The sequence below is a fragment of the Streptomyces solitudinis genome, assembly GCF_036323765.1.
Taxonomy (GTDB): domain Bacteria; phylum Actinomycetota; class Actinomycetes; order Streptomycetales; family Streptomycetaceae; genus Streptomyces.
Map to the genome: position 1 here is coordinate 350,852 of NZ_JAZDCW010000001.1, position 15,461 is coordinate 366,312.

The following is a 15,461-nucleotide window of genomic DNA, read 5'->3' on the forward strand; positions in this document are numbered from 1 at the left end:
CGAGCCGCCGCGGCCGTCACCGGTGCGCGCGGCGCCCCCGGAGCCAGATACGTTGGGCGGGTGCGAGCAGCCCCGACACCACCGAGCCGTCCGTCGGGCCGGCGGGCCCACATGAGCCGCCTCTACCGGAACGTACCCAAGAGGCGGCTGGCGTGGCTGCTCCTGAAGGACACGGTCAACTCCTGCATGGAGTACCGCATCCTCGGGCTGGCCGCCGAGGCGGCGTTCTTCACCCTGCTGTCCCTGCCCCCGCTGCTGCTCGGCCTCATCGGGCTGCTCGGCTACCTGGACGCCTGGATCGGCACGGACACCATCGCCAGCGTGCGCAGCAACATCCTGGAGGCGTCGGCGGCGGTGCTCTCCGACCGGGGCGTCAACGACATCGCCGCGCCGCTCATCGACGACGTCATCGAGGGCGGGCGGCCCGACATCGCCTCCTTCGGCTTCGCGCTCGCGCTGTGGTCCGGCTCGCGGGCGGTGAACGTCTTCATCGACACGATCACCGTGATGTACGGCCTGGACGGGCACCGCGGCATCGTCAAGACGCGGCTGCTGGCGTTCCTGCTCTACGTCGTCGCCCTGCTGATCGGCGCCGTCGCCCTGCCGCTGATGGTGGTGGGCCCCGACGCGGTGATCGGCTGGGTGCCGCAGGCCGAGCTGCTGGTGCGTCTCTTCTACTGGCCGACGGTGCTGCTGCTGTCGGTGGCGTTCCTGACCACGCTCTTCCACGTGTCGGTGCCGGTGCGCTCGCCCTGGCGCGAGGACATTCCCGGCGCGCTCGTCGCCCTGCTGATGTGGGTGGGCGGCAGTTTCCTCCTGCGGATCTACCTCACGAGCACCGTCGAGGGGCCGACGATCTACGGCTCGCTCGCCGCGCCCGTCGCCGTCCTGCTGTGGATCTTCATCTCCGCCTTCGCGGTGCTGGTGGGCGCCGCCGTCAACGCCGCCATCGACCGGGTGTGGCCCTCGCTGGCCACGGCCGCCGCCCGGCACGCCCGGGACCGGCAGCGCGAGGGGGACGCCGCGGCCCTCGCGGCCGTCCGCCGCGACGGGCGCGCGGGCCCGTCGGCGGGCGGCGAGGACGACGACGAGGACGGCGACGAGGAGGAGGACGGCGACGGCTCCGGCGGCGGGAACGAACCGGGGCCGGCCGAGTTCCCCGAGCGCTGGGCCCGTTTCCTCCCCCCGGAGGACGTGCGCGCCCGGCTGAAGGGCCACCACCGCGACTGACGGCCCCGCCCGCCGCCGCCCGCCCCACCGGGCGCCGCCCGTCCCCGCCCGGCGTCCGCCCGGCCCGGCTTCCCGGTGCACACGGCTCGAAGAATCGGGCGAAGGGTGACACAGTGAAGGGGATCGCCTTCCGGCCCCGGGGGTGCGGCATGGACACGCAAGGAACGGCGCCCGGCGCGGCGGCCGCCCCGGCCACCTGGCCCGCGGACGCCGGCACCGCGCTCGCGCTGAACGGCGCGGGCACCTTCGACTGGGACCTCGACCGCGGCCTCCTGCACGTCGACGCGGCGGGGCTGGCCGTCCTCGACCTGCGTCCCGACGAGTACGACGGCCGTCCCTCCGGCCTCGGCGCCCGGCTCCCGGCGCCGGAGTCCGCCCGGCTGGAGGCCCTCCTCGCCCGCGCCGCCGGGGACGGCCGCGAGCGCTACGGCCTGTACTTCCGCATCCGCTGCCGGGACGGCAGCCTGCGCTGGACCCACACCCAGGGCCGCGTCCGCCGGGACGGCGACGGCCGCCCCCGCCGCGTCATCGGCATCGTGCGCGACGCGACCGACGAGCTGAGCCACACCACCGACCGGATGACGCCGGACAGCGAGCGGCACCGCGAGTCCAGAATCGTGGAGGAGACCACCGCGGCGCTGGCCCGTGCCCGCACCGTCGGTGACGTCGTCGACGTGCTGGAGAGCGCCCGCGGCATGGGCCGCCTGGGCGCGGTCAGCCTCATGATGGGCTTCGTCGAGGGCGGCCACATCCGCCAGATGGCGGAGGGCCGCACGGCCAGCCTCGTCCCCGAACTGGAGTACACCCACATCGACGCGGACTTCCCCATGAGCGAGGTCGTCCGCACGATGTCCTCGCGCTTCTTCGTCTCGCAGCGGGAGTTCGCCGTCCGCTACCCGCGCCTGTGGCCCTACATCGCCCCGCTGAACCCCTCGGCCGCCGCCTACCTGCCGCTCATCGCCGAGGGCCGGGCCATCGGCGCGGTCGGCCTGCTCTTCCGTGAGAAGCACGACTTCCCGCCCGGCGAGCAGTCCCTGCTCACCGCGCTGACCAGCACCATCGCCCAGAGCCTGCAACGGGCGATGCTGTACGAGCAGGAACTGGAGCTGGCCGAGAGCCTCCAGCGCTTCATGCTGCCGCACACCATCCCCGCCATCCCCGGGCTGCGCACCGAGGTCAGCTACCGGCCCGCCCGCCAGGGCCGCGACATCGGCGGCGACTGGTACGACGTCATCCCGCTGCCCGGCGGACGCATCGCCGCCGTCATCGGCGACGTGCAGGGCCACGACACGCACGCCGCGGCCGTCATGGGCCAGTTGCGCATCGTGCTGCGCGCGTACGCCGCCGAGGGCCACACCGCCCCCACCGTGCTCTCCCGCGCCTCGGCGTTCCTGCACGACCTGGACACCGACCGGTTCGCCACCTGCCTGTACGCCGAGGCCGATCCGGCGACCGGCTGGCTCCGGCTCGTCCGCGCCGGCCACCTCGATCCCCTGCTGCTGGAGCCGGACGGCACCTGCCGCGCCCTGCCGGTGGCCGGCGCCCTGCCGCTGGGACTGCCGGACGGCGGACGGCAGGACTTCCCCGTGACGTCGGTCGAGCTGGCCGTCGGCCAGACCCTGCTCATGTTCACCGACGGACTGGTGGAACGGCCGGGCGCCGACCCGGACGAGGGCGTCGACGCGCTGATGGCCGCCGTCGGACGCGGTCCGCGCGACCTGGGCCGGCTCGCCCGGTGGCTCAGCGAACTGCCCGGCGAGCGGGCCGGGGCGGACGACCTGGCGCTGGTGCTGCTGCGCCGGGAGAAGGCGCTCGGACCGCGGCTCGGACACCAGGTGCGCCGCGAGATCGCGGCGGGCGACCTCGCGGCCGTGGCCGCGGTGCGCGGACTGGCCCGCTCGGCGGTGCGTGCCTGGAACGCCGACGGGTGCGCCGACGGCGTCGAGCTGTCCGTGCAGGAGATGACCGTCAACGCCCTGCGCCACACCGACGGCGGGGCGACCGTCACGCTGCGGCTCCTCGACGGCGCCGAACGCCGGGTGCGGGTGGAGGTGGCCGACACCTCCGCCGAGGCCCCCGAGCTGAGCGCGGACGAGGACATCGGGCTCACCGGCCGCGGCCTGCTGCTCGTGGACCGGCTCGCCGACGTGTGGGGTGTGGACACCCACGCGGCCGGCAAGACCGTCTGGTGCGAGTTCGTCTGCCCCGGCGCGGCACCGGACCCCTGAGGCCGCCGCCCGGACGGTCCGCCGGGCGGCGCCGGAAAACCCGTGGCGGTGCGCGTGCGCCGCGCCGTAGGCTGCCCACCGGACGAGCGAGGGGAGGTGAGAGGCGATGACTGCCGTCTTCGTGGCGGGCCGTGCCCGCACGCGCACCACCTCTCCCGTTCCCCCGGTCTCCGGCTGAAGCATCCCGCGCCGACGCGCGTCCGCGCCTCGTGCGCGCCCCGTGCCGCCGGAGGCCCTCCCCGAAGGGTCTTCCCACGTTGAGCACGCTGTTCGCAGCTCACCCCGCACTCGTCCGCTACGGCTGGGACGAGGCACTCGCCGACGCTTTCGCCCCGCACGCCGACGCGGACTCCGTCCCCGCCCGCATCCTCCGCGTCGACCGCGGCGGCCAGTGCCTCGCGGTCACCGAGGCGGGCACCGTGCGCGCCGACACCGCCCCCGTGGCCGCCGCCGACCCCACCGCGGCCGCCTGCACCGGGGACTGGGCCGCCGTCGCCGACGGGCCGACGGGCCCGGTGGTGCACGCCCTCCTGCCGCGCCGCACCGCCTTCCTGCGCTCGACCTCCTCCAAACGCTCCGACGGCCAGGTGCTCGCGGCGAACGCCGACGTCGCCCTCATCGCCGTCTCCCTCGCCGCAGAACTGGACCTCGGACGGCTGGAGCGGTTCGTCTCCCTCGCGTGGTCCAGCGGCGCGCGGCCGCTGGTCGTCCTCACCAAGACCGACCTCGTCCCCGACCCCTCCCACCTGTACGCGGACGCGGCCGGGGCCGCCCCCGGCGTGCAGGTGCTGCTGGCCAGCGCCGTCACCGGCGCGGGGCTTCCGGAGCTGGCCGAGGCGCTGCGCGCCCGCACCGGCGTCCTGCTCGGCCTCTCCGGCGCCGGCAAGTCCACGCTGGTCAACGCCCTGCTGGGGGCTGAGGCCAGCGTGGTGCAGGCCATCCGGGGCCGGGACGGCAAGGGCCGCCACACCACCACCCACCGCGAGCTGTTCCCGCTGCCCGCGGGCGGTGTGCTCATCGACACACCGGGGCTGCGCGGCGTCGGGCTGTGGGAGGCGGACGCGGGCCTGGACCGGACGTTCACCGACATCGACGCGCTCGCCGGGCAGTGCCGCTTCCCCGACTGCGGCCACGGGGCCGAGCCCGGCTGCGCAGTGCTGGCGGCCCTGGAGGACGGGACGCTGGCGCACCGCAGGCTGGACAGCTACCGCAAGCTCCAGCGCGAGAGCGAGCGGATGGCGGCCCGCACGGACGCCCGGCTCCGCGCGGAACGCAGGAAGGAGTTCAAGCGCCGCGACGCACTCGGGCGCCACATGGCCGAGCGCAAACGCGGCCGGCTGCGCTGAGCGCGCCGGGCCCGGGCCGGTCCGCGGCACGTCCGCTGCGGCCGGCCCGGGCCCGCCCGGCACCCAGCACCCAGCGGTCGCGGCCCCCTACCGCCGTGTCCGAATCCCGCCAGTGAGGACGCCGGCGGGCGCGCACACTGGGGAGCGTGATGGACGACGACAGCAGGTACGAGGCGGTGCGCAGCAGGGACGCGCGGTTCGACGGCGTGTTCTTCACCGCCGTGCGCACCACCGGCATCTACTGCCGTCCGAGCTGCCCGGCGCTCACCCCCCGGCGGGAGAACGTCCGCTTCTACGGGTCGGCCGCCGCGGCGCAGGCGGCGGGCTTCCGGGCGTGCCGCCGCTGCCGCCCCGACACCGTGCCGGGCTCGGCCGAGTGGAACGTGCGGGCCGACGCCGTGGGCCGGGCCGTACGGATGATCGCCGACGGGGTCGTGGACCGCGAGGGGGTGGCCGGGCTCGCCCGGCGCCTGGGCTACAGCGCCCGGCAGGTGCAGCGCCAGCTCACCGCCGAACTGGGCGCCGGACCCGCCGCGCTCGCCCGCGCCCAGCGGGCGCACGCCGCCCGGGTGCTGCTCCAGACGACGGCGCTGCCGGTGACGGAGATCGCCTTCGCCGCCGGGTTCGCCAGCGTGCGGCAGTTCAACGACACCGTCCGCGAGGTCTACGCCGCCACCCCCACCCGGCTGCGCGCCGCTCCGGGTGCGCCGAAGGCGGCACGGCGGCCGGGGGGCGACGGCGTGGCGCTGCGGCTGGCCCACCGCGGCCCCTACGACGCGGCCGGGGTCTTCGACTTCCTCGCCCTGCGCGCCGTCCCCGGCGTCGAGGAGGTGACCGGCCCGCCGGGGGACCGGTGCTACCGCCGCACCCTCGCGCTGCCGCACGGCCACGCGGTCGCGGAGGTCGGCGAACGCGGCGGCCCCGGCTGGCTGCCCTGCCGGCTGCGCCTGTCGGACCTGCGGGACCTGAGCACCGCCGTGCAGCGGCTGCGGCGCCTGTTCGACCTGGACGCCGACCCCTACGCCGTCGCCGAACGCCTGGGCGCCGACCCGCTCCTGGGCCCGCTCGCCGCCGCCCGGCCGGGGCTGCGCTCACCGGGCGCCGCCGACGGCGCCGAGCTGGCCGCCCGCGCGGTGCTGGGCCAGCAGGTCACCGTCCGCGCCGCCCGCACCCTGGCGGCCCGGCTGGTGGCGGAGCACGGCAAGCCGCTGCCCGCCCCGGACGGCACGCTCACCCGGCTCTTCCCGGACGCGGACACCCTCGCCGGGGCGGCGCTCACGGAGCTGGGCATGCCCGGGGCCCGCCGGACGGCCCTGCGCGCGGTGATGACCGCCCTCGCCGACCACAGCCTGCGCCTGGACGCCGGCGCCGACCGGGACGCGGCCGAAGCGGCCCTGCTCGCCCTGCCCGGCATCGGCCCGTGGACGGCCGGCTACGTGCGGATGCGGGCCCTGGGCGATCCGGACGTCCACCTCGCCGGGGACGCGGGCGTCCGGCACGGCCTCGCCCGCCTGGGCGCCGCGGCGCCGTCCTCCGTCCCGACCGGCACCTGGCGCCCCTGGCGCTCCTACGCCGTGCACCACCTGTGGCGCGCGGCGGTACCACCGTCCCCATCCGTTCCCGACACGCCCCAGGAGAGCTGAACCGTGCTGTACACCCTGAGCCCCAGCCCGCTCGGCGAGCTGCTGCTCGCCGGGCCCGCTCCCGGCACCCTCGCCGTGCTCGCCGCGCCGGGCGGCGCGGCCGTCCGGCGGCCGGAACCGGACTGGACGCGGGACGACGCGGCGTTCGCGGACGCCGTCCGGCAGCTCGACGGCTACTTCTGTGGTGCGCTGCGCGGATTCGACCTGCGGCTGGAACCGCGGGGCACCGCCTTCCGGCGCCGGGTGTGGGCCGCGCTGGACCGCGTCCCCTACGGCACCACCGTCAGCTACGCCGGTCTCGCGGAGCTGGCCGGGCTGCCGCGCGGCTCGGCCCGCGCGGTGGGCGGCGCGGTCGGCGCCAACCCGCTGCTGGTCGTCCGACCGTGCCACCGCGTCGTCGGGGCGGCCGGGACGCTGACCGGGTTCGCCGCCGGGCTGGAGGCGAAGCGGCGGCTGCTGGCCGTCGAGGGCCTGGCCGGGGCCCCGCCCGCGCGGTGACGGCTTGCCCTGACCGCCCTGACCGGCTCTGACCGCCCCGGGCGGTCAGAGCCCAGCCGGGGCCGGTCGGGTGCCGGTGTCAGGCGCCGGAGGTCAGGCGTGCGACGCGCTCGGCGTCGCACGTGCGCGGGCACGTCACGCACGTGTCCTGCGGGCGCAGGGTGTAGAAGAGGCAGCAGCTCGCCCGGTCCCGGGTGGCGAGCCGGGTGCCGTCGGGGGCGGTCAGCTCCCGGAAACCGGCACCGCGCGGGTAGGGGGAGGCGGAGCCGGGCAGCAGCAGGCCCGCTTCCTCGACGGCCCGCTCCTCCTCGCCGAGGAGCTGGCCCACGTACCACAGGCCCTCGGTGATCTCGTCGGACGCCACTCCCCACAGGGCGCGCGGGCCGCGCCGCATGCGCGGGCGGAACCCGTCCAGCACGGGGGCCAGGTGCTCGGCCACGGCGTCGCGCACCTCGGCGCGCAGCGCCTCCTCGTCCGGGACGACGCGGGCGCCGGGCCGGGCGGCGGCCGGATCGCCTGGCAGGCAGGCGAAGGACCCGGTGCGCACCGCGAGCCGGCCGGTGGCGCGGTGGAAGGCGACGGCGTCGACGGGCAGCCGCGGGACCCGGCGGTGCAGGAACCAGGGGACGGTGATCAGGAGCGTGGCGGGCCAGGCGTAGCGGTGCAGCCCGAAGGAGGCGATGACGTCCGGCCGGGCCCGGGTGCCGTAGTCGCGTTCCACCTGCTCGCCGTCCCAGGCGAGGAACGCGTCCAGGGCACTGCCGCCCCCGGCCAGCTCGGCACTGCCGACCCAGCCGTCGCCCGCGGGCAGCCGCCCGTCGCCCACCTCGGTGATCCCCAGCCCCGGAAGCAGTCCGGCGAGACGCTCGTAGGCGGGCGTCAGCGGCGACTTCGCCTGGGCGGACGGTCGCTTGGGAGCGAGGGTGGTGACGGCCATGCGGACGGTCCCCATTTCCACGATCGTTAGCAGGTAAGCCTTACCTTACCCGATGGTGCGGAGGTTTGATCCCCGGAACTTCCCGCCTATGGTGCTCATCGGACACGCGCAGCGGACAGGAGCGGGCAGATGGCACGGACGCGAACGGACCCGGAGATACCGGCAGGTCCCGGCGCCGCGTTCCGCCCGGGTGAGGCCGCCCCCGTCCGTCCGGCGCGGTCCCTGCCGCGCTCCGCCCGCGGCCCGAGGGGTGAGCCGGAGGGCCGGGAGGGTGAGGCCAGGGGAGAGCACGTGCACGGCGGCGCGCCGGGCCCCCGGACGCCGCGGCGGCACTCGGTGCGCGGCCAGGTGCTCGCCGCCCTGCGTGAGGCGCTGCTCAGCGGCGAACTGGCCCCCGGGCGCGTCTATTCGGCCCCCGTGCTCGCCGAGCGGTTCGGGGTGTCCCCGACGCCGGTGCGCGAGGCCATGCAGCAGCTCGCGGGGGAGGGTGCGGTGGAGACCGTGCCCAACCGGGGCTTCCGGGTCGCCGAACGCACCGCCGACGACCTGGCGGAGCTGGCCGAGGTGCGGGCCCTGCTGGAGATCCCGCCGCTGCTGCGGCTCGCCCGCACCCTGCCGCCCGAGCACTGGCAGGAGCTGCGTCCGCTGGCGGAGGCGACCGTCTCCCACGCGGCGCGCGGCGACCGGCCCGGCTACGCCGAGGCCGACCGGGCCTTCCACGGGGCGCTGCTGGAGCTGACCGGCAACCGGCACCTGGTGCGGATCGCCGAGGAACTGCGGCGGCGCGGCGCGCGGCCCCCGGGCGCGCACGGCGACCTGCTGGCCGCGGCGGCCGACCACGTCGCGCTCGTGGACGCCCTGGCCGCCCGCGACCTGCCGGCCGCCGAGCGGGTCCTGCGCACGCACCTGGCCCACTGAACGCACCCGGCGGCCCGGAGGACACCCGGGGGCCGGGACCGGGGGCCGGACACCCGGGGGCCGGGACCGGGGGACGCGCCGCCTACGCGGCTGCCAGCCGGGGGGCCAGCCAGGTCGGCACGCCGCCCAGCAGGCGGAAGAGGCGCTGCGCCTCCGTGCGCAGCCGTGCGGCCTCCGGCTCCGGCTGGACGTCGGCCAGCGCGGCGAGCGCCGGCGCCATTCCGACCAGGAAGCCTAGCTCCTCGCGCAGCCGCAGCGATTCGGCGAAGCCGTGCCGCGCCTCCGTCAGCTCGCCGTCGCGCAGCGCGAGTCCGGCCAGGTGGCGCCAGGTGAACGAGCACAGCAGCGCGTCGCCGTCCGCGGTGGCCCCCGCGTGGGCCCGCCGGTAGGCGGCCCGGGCGGCCTGCGGGCTGTCGCCCAGGTGCTCGGCGAGCAGCCCGCGCCGGAAGTCGAGCGCCGCCCGGCCCGGTGAGGCGGGCGGCAGCAGGGCGGCGGCGCGGCCCAGCGCGGAGCGGGCCTCGTCCGTGCGGTCCCGCACGCCCAGCACCGTGGAGGCGTAGGCGAGGTGGCCGCGCTCGCAGGCGGCGCTGCCGCGCAGCACGTCGTCCGCGGCCAGTGCCTCGGCCGTCCGCAGGGCGTCCTCCGCCTCGGCCCAGCCGTCGGCGGTGAACATGCAGCGTTCCACCAGCAGCGCGGCCCGGCGGACCGCCGCGGCGCCCTCGCGGGCCGCGTGCGGCGCCAGCAGCGCGGCGGCGTCCTCCCAGCAGCCCCGCGAGCGCAGCCGCCACACGGCGTGCTCCAGGGGGGCGTCGTCCTCCCCGGGGCTGCCCTGCTCCAGCCGTACCGAACGAGACATGGCGGACTCCGCCACTGTGCCCTCCCAAGCGCGCCATCGAGCCGGATGTGCCGGTGAAGCCGCATCTCAGCACGGATCACCGCACCGAGCCAAGAGGGAAGTGTGAATCCCTTCACAATCTTGATGGAGCTCCCTGTGCGGTGCGCCGGGGGCCAACGCCGGGGGGACAACGGGTGGTTAAGCCGTGAGGATCTCCCGAGGACCGGGTGCGTTCTGGTGCCGACCGCACTCCGCGTGGCAGGATGCCGGTGCGAGGCAGCGGCGCCGACCGTCTTAACTGGTCGTGATGCGCGGCGCCCTCGCGCCACGGGGACAGCAGTCGGCCCGGTTCACGGGCCAGGTGACGGAGGGCGGTGGCCATGGCCGCAGGTCAGGAGCCGGCGCAGCCCGCCGCGGAGGGGTCACTCGCGGAGCGGCTCGGGTATCTGTTCGCCAACATGCACCCGGCCGACGCCCCGTACACGAACGCACACGTCGCCGAGGCCATCAGCGGCAACCCCGCCGAGTACGGCGGGGTCGGGCTCACCGAGCAGTACCTGTCGATGCTGCGCAACGGGAGGCGTGCCAACCCGAGTTCGGACGTCCTGCGGGCGCTCGCGAAGTTCTTCGGCGTGCCCGTCGGCTACCTCCTGGGCGACCTGTCGCAGACGCAGGCCGAACGCGTGGAGGACGAGGTGCGGTTCCTCGCCGCCATGCGCGACCAGCGGGTGCGCACGATCGCGCTGCGCTCGGTCGGGCTGCCTCCCGAAGTGCAGGACAGCCTGACGGCGATTATCGGTCAGTTCCGGCAGCAGATGAATTTGCCACCGGAACCACCCGGGCCGGGTGACGAGCCGCCGCCGGGCGAGCGGTGACCGCGGCGCGGCGGTGCTGCCGCCGCGGCCCCGAAGAACGAGGTGGCCCTGCACGGGGGTCTGGGCCGCCTGCGACAAGGGCGGCGCCGGACGGCAGGCCGGTCCGGCGCCGCCCTGCACCCGGCGCCGTCGGCGCGTACGGGCGACGGCGGCCGCACCGTCGGCCCGGTCCGCCGAAGCCGTGGCTTGATTGAGCCGTTCCGGACGCGGAAATCGGTGAACCGAACACCCATGTGATGCGCGAGGGTTCCCGCATGCGGTAGAAAGGTGGTGTGCCCGCCCGGTGTGCATCCCCCGTCGCACCGGGCGGGCCTTCGCGTGTCGCCCCCCGCGTCCTCCCGCTCGCCCTCCGCGCGCTCAGAGCCCCCCGGCTTCCTCGCGGGACGCTCCGGCCGGGGCGAGCAGTGCCAGCCGGCCGCCCTCGTCCAGCGGCGTCCGGGCGCGCAGCGTCCCGCGCCCGGCGCCCGTCCGGGCGTCGAAGAGGTGCACCTCCCCGTGGCCGCCCCGGCTGACGGCCACCCAGTCCGCGTCCGGTGACGCCGCCACCGCCCGCCGCTGCACCCCCTCCCACGGTGTCCCGCCCCGGCGCGGGGCCCCGGCCATCGCGGGCAGCGGCACCCGTGCCGTGACGACGGGCCGCAGCGTGCCGCCGGGCCCCTGCCGGGGGTCGACGAGGACGAGTTCGTCGCCGTCCGGGTGGACGCGGGCGAACGCCACCCGGTCGCGGGCGACGCCCATGCGGAAGACGAGCCCCGGGCCGAGGTCGGTGTGCGCGGTGCCGTCGCCGTCCAGCCCGTGGCACCAGGCCGCGTTCGTCCACTCCGGCCAGCGGTGCGGCTCCGGCGGGCCGCCGCGCACGCACGACCACAGCAGTCCGCGCCGCGGGTCCCGGCGCAGGAAGTAGCCGCGTCCGGGCGTGCCCCACGGCAGCGGCGGCCCGGCGGGGGACGGGCCCGCGTCCGTGGTGCGGAAGCGGTGCACGCCCTCGCCGGTCGCGGCGAACACCCGGCCGGCCGCCGGGTCGTGCGCGTCCCCGTGCCCGTCGTCCGGCAGCGGCAGCCGGAACGCGGGTGCGGGCTTTGGGCAGCCGGGCCCGGCGTCCTGGAGCGCCGCGTACCGGTACCCGAGCAGTTCGCCCGGCTCCCGGTGGCGGACGAGGACGAGGGGGTCGCGGCCGCCCGTGACGGTCACGCCCGGTTCACCGGTGCGCGTGCGCACCCGGGTGCCGAGGCCGGTGGCGAGATCGGCGACGGTGAGCAGGTCGCTCCACGGCGCGGGGTTCTTCCCGAGCCCCGTGGTGACGGCCACGTACCGCCCCGAGGGGTCGGCCGCGAGCTGTTCGGCCGGTCCGGCCACCGGTATCCGGGCCGCGACGAACTCCCGGCCGGCGGCGGCAGCGGCGGGCCGCAGGACGACGAGGGCGCCCGCGCGGTCGTCGACGAAGGCGACCCGCCCGCCGGGCAGGCCGAGGAAGCCCGCGTGCTCGGCGGGGTGGCAGTCCTCCAGCGCGGCCGACTCCGCCCCGCCGGGCAGGAGATGCAGGCTGACGCGGCCCGCGACGTGGTCGGCGGCGAGCAGCAGCGGTCCGGTGGTCATCCCTGGCTCCCTCGGGTCGGTGACGCGGCGTCCGGACCATGCCGGAACGGTGTTTGGCAATGATTATCATGTGTATCCTTCGGGGCGCGGAGGGCCGGCCGGGGCTGTCCACCGCGCCCCCCGCGTCCGCGCCCCGGCACCGAACAGAACGGAAGAACCGATGGCGCGACGCATACCCCTCCACACCCCGGGCCGCGCGCGGACCCGCACACCGGGCCGCCCCCCGGTCCGCACCCCGGCCCGGCCGCTGCGGCGCGGGCTCGCCGCGCTGCTGCTGGGCTCGGTGCTGGTGGGCTGCGGCGCCTCCGCGCCGGGGCCGGAGGCCGAAGCGGACACCGGGAAGGCCGCCGGTGCCGTCACGGACGTCACCGTCGAACCCATCGAGCCCGCCCGCGAGATCACCGACGCCCGGGGCGTCACCGTCGCCACCGAAGCCGAACCGCAGCGCATCGTCTGCCTGTTCGCCCTCTGCGACGACATGCTGGTGGAGCTGGGGCTGACCCCGGCCGCCACCAACAGCGCCCTGCTGGCCCATCCCGCCTTCCTGGGCCCCGAGAAGGCCGACGCGGTGCCCGTCATCCCGGGCGGCTTCATCGCCCCCGAGGTCGAGGCCGTCCTCTCCCACCGGCCCGACCTGGTCATCGGCCTGGAGGACACGCACGGCAAGCTCGCCCCCGCCCTGAAGGGCGCCACCACGTTCTGGCCCATCCAGCCCGAGACCTGGCAGGACAGCGTCGGCTACCTGCGCGACCTCGCCGCGCTCACCGGCCGTACCGAGCAGGGCGAGCGGGCCGAGGAGCGCTTCCGCGCCAAGCTCGCCGCCGCCGAGCGGACGCCCAGCGACAAGACGGCGCTCATCATCTTCGGCAGCGACGAGAACTTCGGCGTCGCCACCCCCGGCACGGACGTCGGCGCCGGGCTCTTCCCGCAGATCTCCGACTACCCGTGGACCTCGCGCGGCGTCGAGGGCAGCTACAGCCTGGAGGAGATCCTCGCGCGCGACGTGGACGTCCTGTTCGTGGAGACGCTGTCCTTCGGCGACGACCCGGGCCGGCTCTCCGAGACCCTGGCCGCCAACCCGCTGTGGGGCCGCATCCCGGCCGTGCGCAACGGCGACGTGCACGAGGTCGACTCCGAGGTGTGGGCCAAGGGGCGCGGCACGCGCTCGCTCGGCATCGTCCTGGACGAGGCCACCGCGGCGCTGCGGTGAGCCCCCGCCGCACCCTCCTGCTCCTGACCGGACTGCTGGCCGCCGCCGCACTGGGCGCGCTGTGCCTGGGCACCCCCGTGGTGTCCCCGGCGCGGCTGCCCGCCGTGCTGCTCGGGGAGCGCGACAGCCTCACCGGCGTGGTCGTGGGCGAGCTGCGGCTGCCCCGCCTGGTGCTCGGCCTGCTGGCCGGCGCGTGCCTGGGGGCGGCGGGGCTCGTCCTCCAGGAGGCCCTGCGCAACCGGCTGGCCGTGCCGGAGATGCTCGGCGTCTCCTCGGGCGCCGCGCTCGGCGTGGCCGCGCCGCTGGTGCTCGCCCTCTCGCTGCCCGCCGTCGTGCAGCCGCTGCTCGCGCTGGCGGGCGCGGCGCTGGGCGGCGTCCTGACCCTGCTCGCCGCCGGGTTCGGACGCAGCCCCTCCGCCGTGCTGCTCACCGGGGCGGCGGTCTCGGCGGCGCTCCAGGCGGCGCTGCTCGTCCTGATGGTGATGGCCGACCAGCTCGACCTCCAGCTCGTCTACCGCTACCTGCTGGGCTCGCTCTCGGCCCGGGTGTGGCCGGACGTCACCGGGCTCGGCCCGTGGCTGCTGGTCGCCCTGCCCGCCCTGGTGCTGTGCGCGCCGGTGCTGTCGGTGCTGCGGCTCGGCGACGACGACGCCGAGGCGCTCGGCGTCCGCGCCCGGCACGCCCGGCTGGCGGCGCTCGCGGTCTCCGTCGTGCTGATCGCCCCGGTGGTGGCCGTGTGCGGTCCGGTGGCGTGGGTGGGTTTCCTCGCCCCGCAGCTGGCCCGGCGGCTGCGGCCCGGCGCGGACGCGGTGCGCTGGCTGCCCTGGTCGGCCGGGTGGGGCGCCTGCGTCGTCGTCCTCGCGGACCTGCCCGCCCGGCTGGCCCTCGCGCCGGTGGAGACGCCCGTCGGAGCCTGGACGGCGCTGCTCGGCGTGCCCGCCGGGGTGGTCCTGCTGCGGAAGCGCGGCGGGGCGGCGGCGCGCGGACGTCCCGCACCCGCTCCCGGCACCGGCCCCGGTACCGCCGGCGGCACCGGGGCCGGGGCCGGTCCCGGGCGGCGGGGGGCGGCCGCGTGAGCGCCGCCGCGGCGCGCGCGGCGGCCGGGACGCCGCCGCGCGAGCGGGCCCCGGCGCGCCGCCTGCTGCCGCTGGCCGTCGTCGTGCTCCTCACGGGGTGTGCCGACCTGCTCGCCGGGCGGGCCCTCACACCCGGCGACGTGTGGGAGGTGCTCACCGGCGGCGGGGACCCGACGCAGCGGCACGTCCTGCTGCACCTGCGCTTCCCGCGCACGCTGGTCGCCCTCGGGGCCGGTGCCGCGCTCGGCGTGGCCGGGCTCGTCCTCCAGTCCGCCCTGCGCAATCCGCTGGCCGGTCCGGAGGTCACCGGCGTCACCCCCGGCGCGGTGCTCGGCGCGGTGACGGCGACGGGGCTGGGGCTGGCGGGCTGGGAGTCGCCCGCGGCGGTGGTCGCGGCGGCCTGCGCGGGCGGTTTCGCCGGGGCGGGGCTGCTGTGGCTGCTGGCCGGCCGGGAGCGCGGCGACCCGGCGGACACCGCCGTGTACGGGGTGCTCGTCTCCGCCGTGCTGGGCGGGCTGACGGCCATGGTGCTGCTCGTCGCCCCCGGCGAGCTGGGCAGCGTCGTGCAGTGGCTGGTGGGCACCACCGAGGGCCGGGTGTGGGAGCACTGGCACCTGCTGTGGCCCTGGACGCTGGTGTGGGGCGCCGGGGCCTGGCTGCTCGCCGCGCCGCTCACCCTGCTGCGGCTCGGTGACGAACCGGCCGCCGCCGCCGGGCTCGCCACCGCGCGGGCCCGCGCCCTGGCGCTGCTGTGCGCGGTCGCGCTGACGGCCGGCGCCGTCTCGGCGGTGGGCGCGCTCGGCTTCGTCGGGCTGCTCGTCCCGCACCTGGCCGTCGCCCTCTTCGGCGCCGACCTGCGGATCGCGCTGCCCGGCGCCGCGCTCGCGGGCGCCGCCGTCGTCTGCGGCGCCGACGCCGTGGCCCAGCTGCTCTCCCGGGGGCTGGCGGCCGTGCTGGAGGCCGACCGCCTCACCCTGCCGGTGGGGGCGCTCACCACCTGCCTCGGTGCCCTGCTGCTGCTCGCGGTGGTGCGCCGCACCCCCGACCGTACGTTCTGAGGAAGGCGATG

13 protein-coding genes are annotated in these 15,461 nt (G+C 77.3%); 10 read left to right on the plus strand and 3 right to left on the minus strand.

Annotated features, from left to right (window positions below; genetic code table 11):
* Positions 1–111 precede the first annotated feature (111 nt).
* From V1J52_RS01345 to V1J52_RS01365, 5 genes are all read left to right on the plus strand, one after another.
* Complete coding sequence (locus tag V1J52_RS01345) at positions 112–1,230, plus strand: YihY/virulence factor BrkB family protein (RefSeq protein WP_330137643.1); 1,119 nt, start codon at positions 112–114, stop codon at positions 1,228–1,230.
* A gap of 149 nt (positions 1,231–1,379) precedes the next feature.
* Positions 1,380–3,458, plus strand: a complete 2,079-nt coding sequence (locus V1J52_RS01350; protein ID WP_330137644.1) for a SpoIIE family protein phosphatase — start codon at positions 1,380–1,382, stop codon at positions 3,456–3,458.
* A 257-nt stretch (positions 3,459–3,715) separates the two neighbouring features.
* Complete coding sequence (gene rsgA / locus V1J52_RS01355; protein ID WP_330137645.1) at positions 3,716–4,804, plus strand: ribosome small subunit-dependent GTPase A; 1,089 nt, start codon at positions 3,716–3,718, stop codon at positions 4,802–4,804.
* Between the two features lie 149 nt (positions 4,805–4,953).
* Positions 4,954–6,447 carry an AlkA N-terminal domain-containing protein gene (locus tag V1J52_RS01360; RefSeq protein WP_330138086.1) on the plus strand — a complete coding sequence of 498 codons (1,494 nt, stop codon included), beginning with the start codon at positions 4,954–4,956 and terminating at the stop codon, positions 6,445–6,447.
* Positions 6,448–6,450: 3 nt separating this feature from the next.
* Positions 6,451–6,945: a methylated-DNA--[protein]-cysteine S-methyltransferase gene (locus V1J52_RS01365; protein ID WP_330137646.1), complete on the plus strand. Its 495-nt coding sequence runs from the start codon at positions 6,451–6,453 to the stop codon at positions 6,943–6,945.
* 79 nt (positions 6,946–7,024) lie between these two features.
* Here the strand turns inward: V1J52_RS01365 and V1J52_RS01370 are convergent, their stop codons facing one another.
* A complete protein-coding gene (locus tag V1J52_RS01370) occupies positions 7,025–7,882 on the minus strand; it encodes a (2Fe-2S)-binding protein (protein ID WP_330138087.1) in 858 nt (285 codons plus the stop codon).
* A 129-nt stretch (positions 7,883–8,011) separates the two neighbouring features.
* On the opposite strand from V1J52_RS01370, the gene V1J52_RS01375 reads away from it, so the two are divergent.
* Positions 8,012–8,800, plus strand: coding sequence for a GntR family transcriptional regulator (locus V1J52_RS01375; protein WP_330137647.1), 789 nt, complete (start codon positions 8,012–8,014; stop codon positions 8,798–8,800).
* An 82-nt stretch (positions 8,801–8,882) separates the two neighbouring features.
* Here V1J52_RS01375 and V1J52_RS01380 read toward each other — a convergent pair whose 3' ends face one another.
* Positions 8,883–9,656: a hypothetical protein gene (locus V1J52_RS01380; protein WP_330137648.1), complete on the minus strand. Its 774-nt coding sequence runs from the start codon at positions 9,654–9,656 to the stop codon at positions 8,883–8,885.
* A 359-nt stretch (positions 9,657–10,015) separates the two neighbouring features.
* Here V1J52_RS01380 and V1J52_RS01385 point away from each other — a divergent pair, with 359 nt between their 5' ends.
* Positions 10,016–10,510, plus strand: coding sequence for a helix-turn-helix domain-containing protein (locus V1J52_RS01385; RefSeq protein ID WP_330137649.1), 495 nt, complete (start codon positions 10,016–10,018; stop codon positions 10,508–10,510).
* 357 nt (positions 10,511–10,867) lie between these two features.
* Here the strand turns inward: V1J52_RS01385 and V1J52_RS01390 are convergent, their stop codons facing one another.
* Positions 10,868–12,106 carry a hypothetical protein gene (locus V1J52_RS01390; RefSeq protein ID WP_330137650.1) on the minus strand — a complete coding sequence of 413 codons (1,239 nt, stop codon included), beginning with the start codon at positions 12,104–12,106 and terminating at the stop codon, positions 10,868–10,870.
* A 271-nt stretch (positions 12,107–12,377) separates the two neighbouring features.
* Between V1J52_RS01390 and V1J52_RS01395 the strand changes: the two genes are divergently transcribed.
* The 3 genes from V1J52_RS01395 to V1J52_RS01405 are packed head-to-tail and all read left to right on the plus strand — an operon-like array spanning position 12,378 to position 15,450.
* Entirely contained in the window at positions 12,378–13,316 is a 939-nt protein-coding gene (locus V1J52_RS01395; RefSeq protein WP_330138088.1) for an ABC transporter substrate-binding protein, read from the plus strand.
* Positions 13,313–14,392 carry a FecCD family ABC transporter permease gene (locus V1J52_RS01400; RefSeq protein ID WP_330137651.1) on the plus strand — a complete coding sequence of 360 codons (1,080 nt, stop codon included), beginning with the start codon at positions 13,313–13,315 and terminating at the stop codon, positions 14,390–14,392. Before V1J52_RS01395 ends, V1J52_RS01400 begins: the two co-directional genes overlap by 4 nt.
* Complete coding sequence (locus V1J52_RS01405) at positions 14,389–15,450, plus strand: FecCD family ABC transporter permease (RefSeq protein ID WP_330137652.1); 1,062 nt, start codon at positions 14,389–14,391, stop codon at positions 15,448–15,450. The genes V1J52_RS01400 and V1J52_RS01405 overlap by 4 nt, the downstream gene beginning before the upstream one ends.
* The last annotated feature ends 11 nt before the right edge of the window (positions 15,451–15,461 follow it).

Excerpts from the sequence above, each read along its gene's own strand:
- V1J52_RS01375 (WP_330137647.1), top strand. The coding sequence starts at position 8,012 with ATGGCACGGACGCGAACGGACCCGGAGATACCGGCAGGTCCCGGCGCC.
- V1J52_RS01360 (WP_330138086.1), top strand. The coding sequence starts at position 4,954 with ATGGACGACGACAGCAGGTACGAGGCGGTGCGCAGCAGGGACGCGCGG.
- V1J52_RS01380 (WP_330137648.1), bottom strand. The coding sequence starts at position 9,656 with ATGTCTCGTTCGGTACGGCTGGAGCAGGGCAGCCCCGGGGAGGACGAC.
- V1J52_RS01370 (WP_330138087.1), bottom strand. The coding sequence starts at position 7,882 with ATGGCCGTCACCACCCTCGCTCCCAAGCGACCGTCCGCCCAGGCGAAG.
- V1J52_RS01385 (WP_330137649.1), top strand. The coding sequence starts at position 10,016 with ATGGCCGCAGGTCAGGAGCCGGCGCAGCCCGCCGCGGAGGGGTCACTC.
- V1J52_RS01390 (WP_330137650.1), bottom strand. The coding sequence starts at position 12,106 with ATGACCACCGGACCGCTGCTGCTCGCCGCCGACCACGTCGCGGGCCGC.
- V1J52_RS01350 (WP_330137644.1), top strand. The coding sequence starts at position 1,380 with ATGGACACGCAAGGAACGGCGCCCGGCGCGGCGGCCGCCCCGGCCACC.
- V1J52_RS01345 (WP_330137643.1), top strand. The coding sequence starts at position 112 with ATGAGCCGCCTCTACCGGAACGTACCCAAGAGGCGGCTGGCGTGGCTG.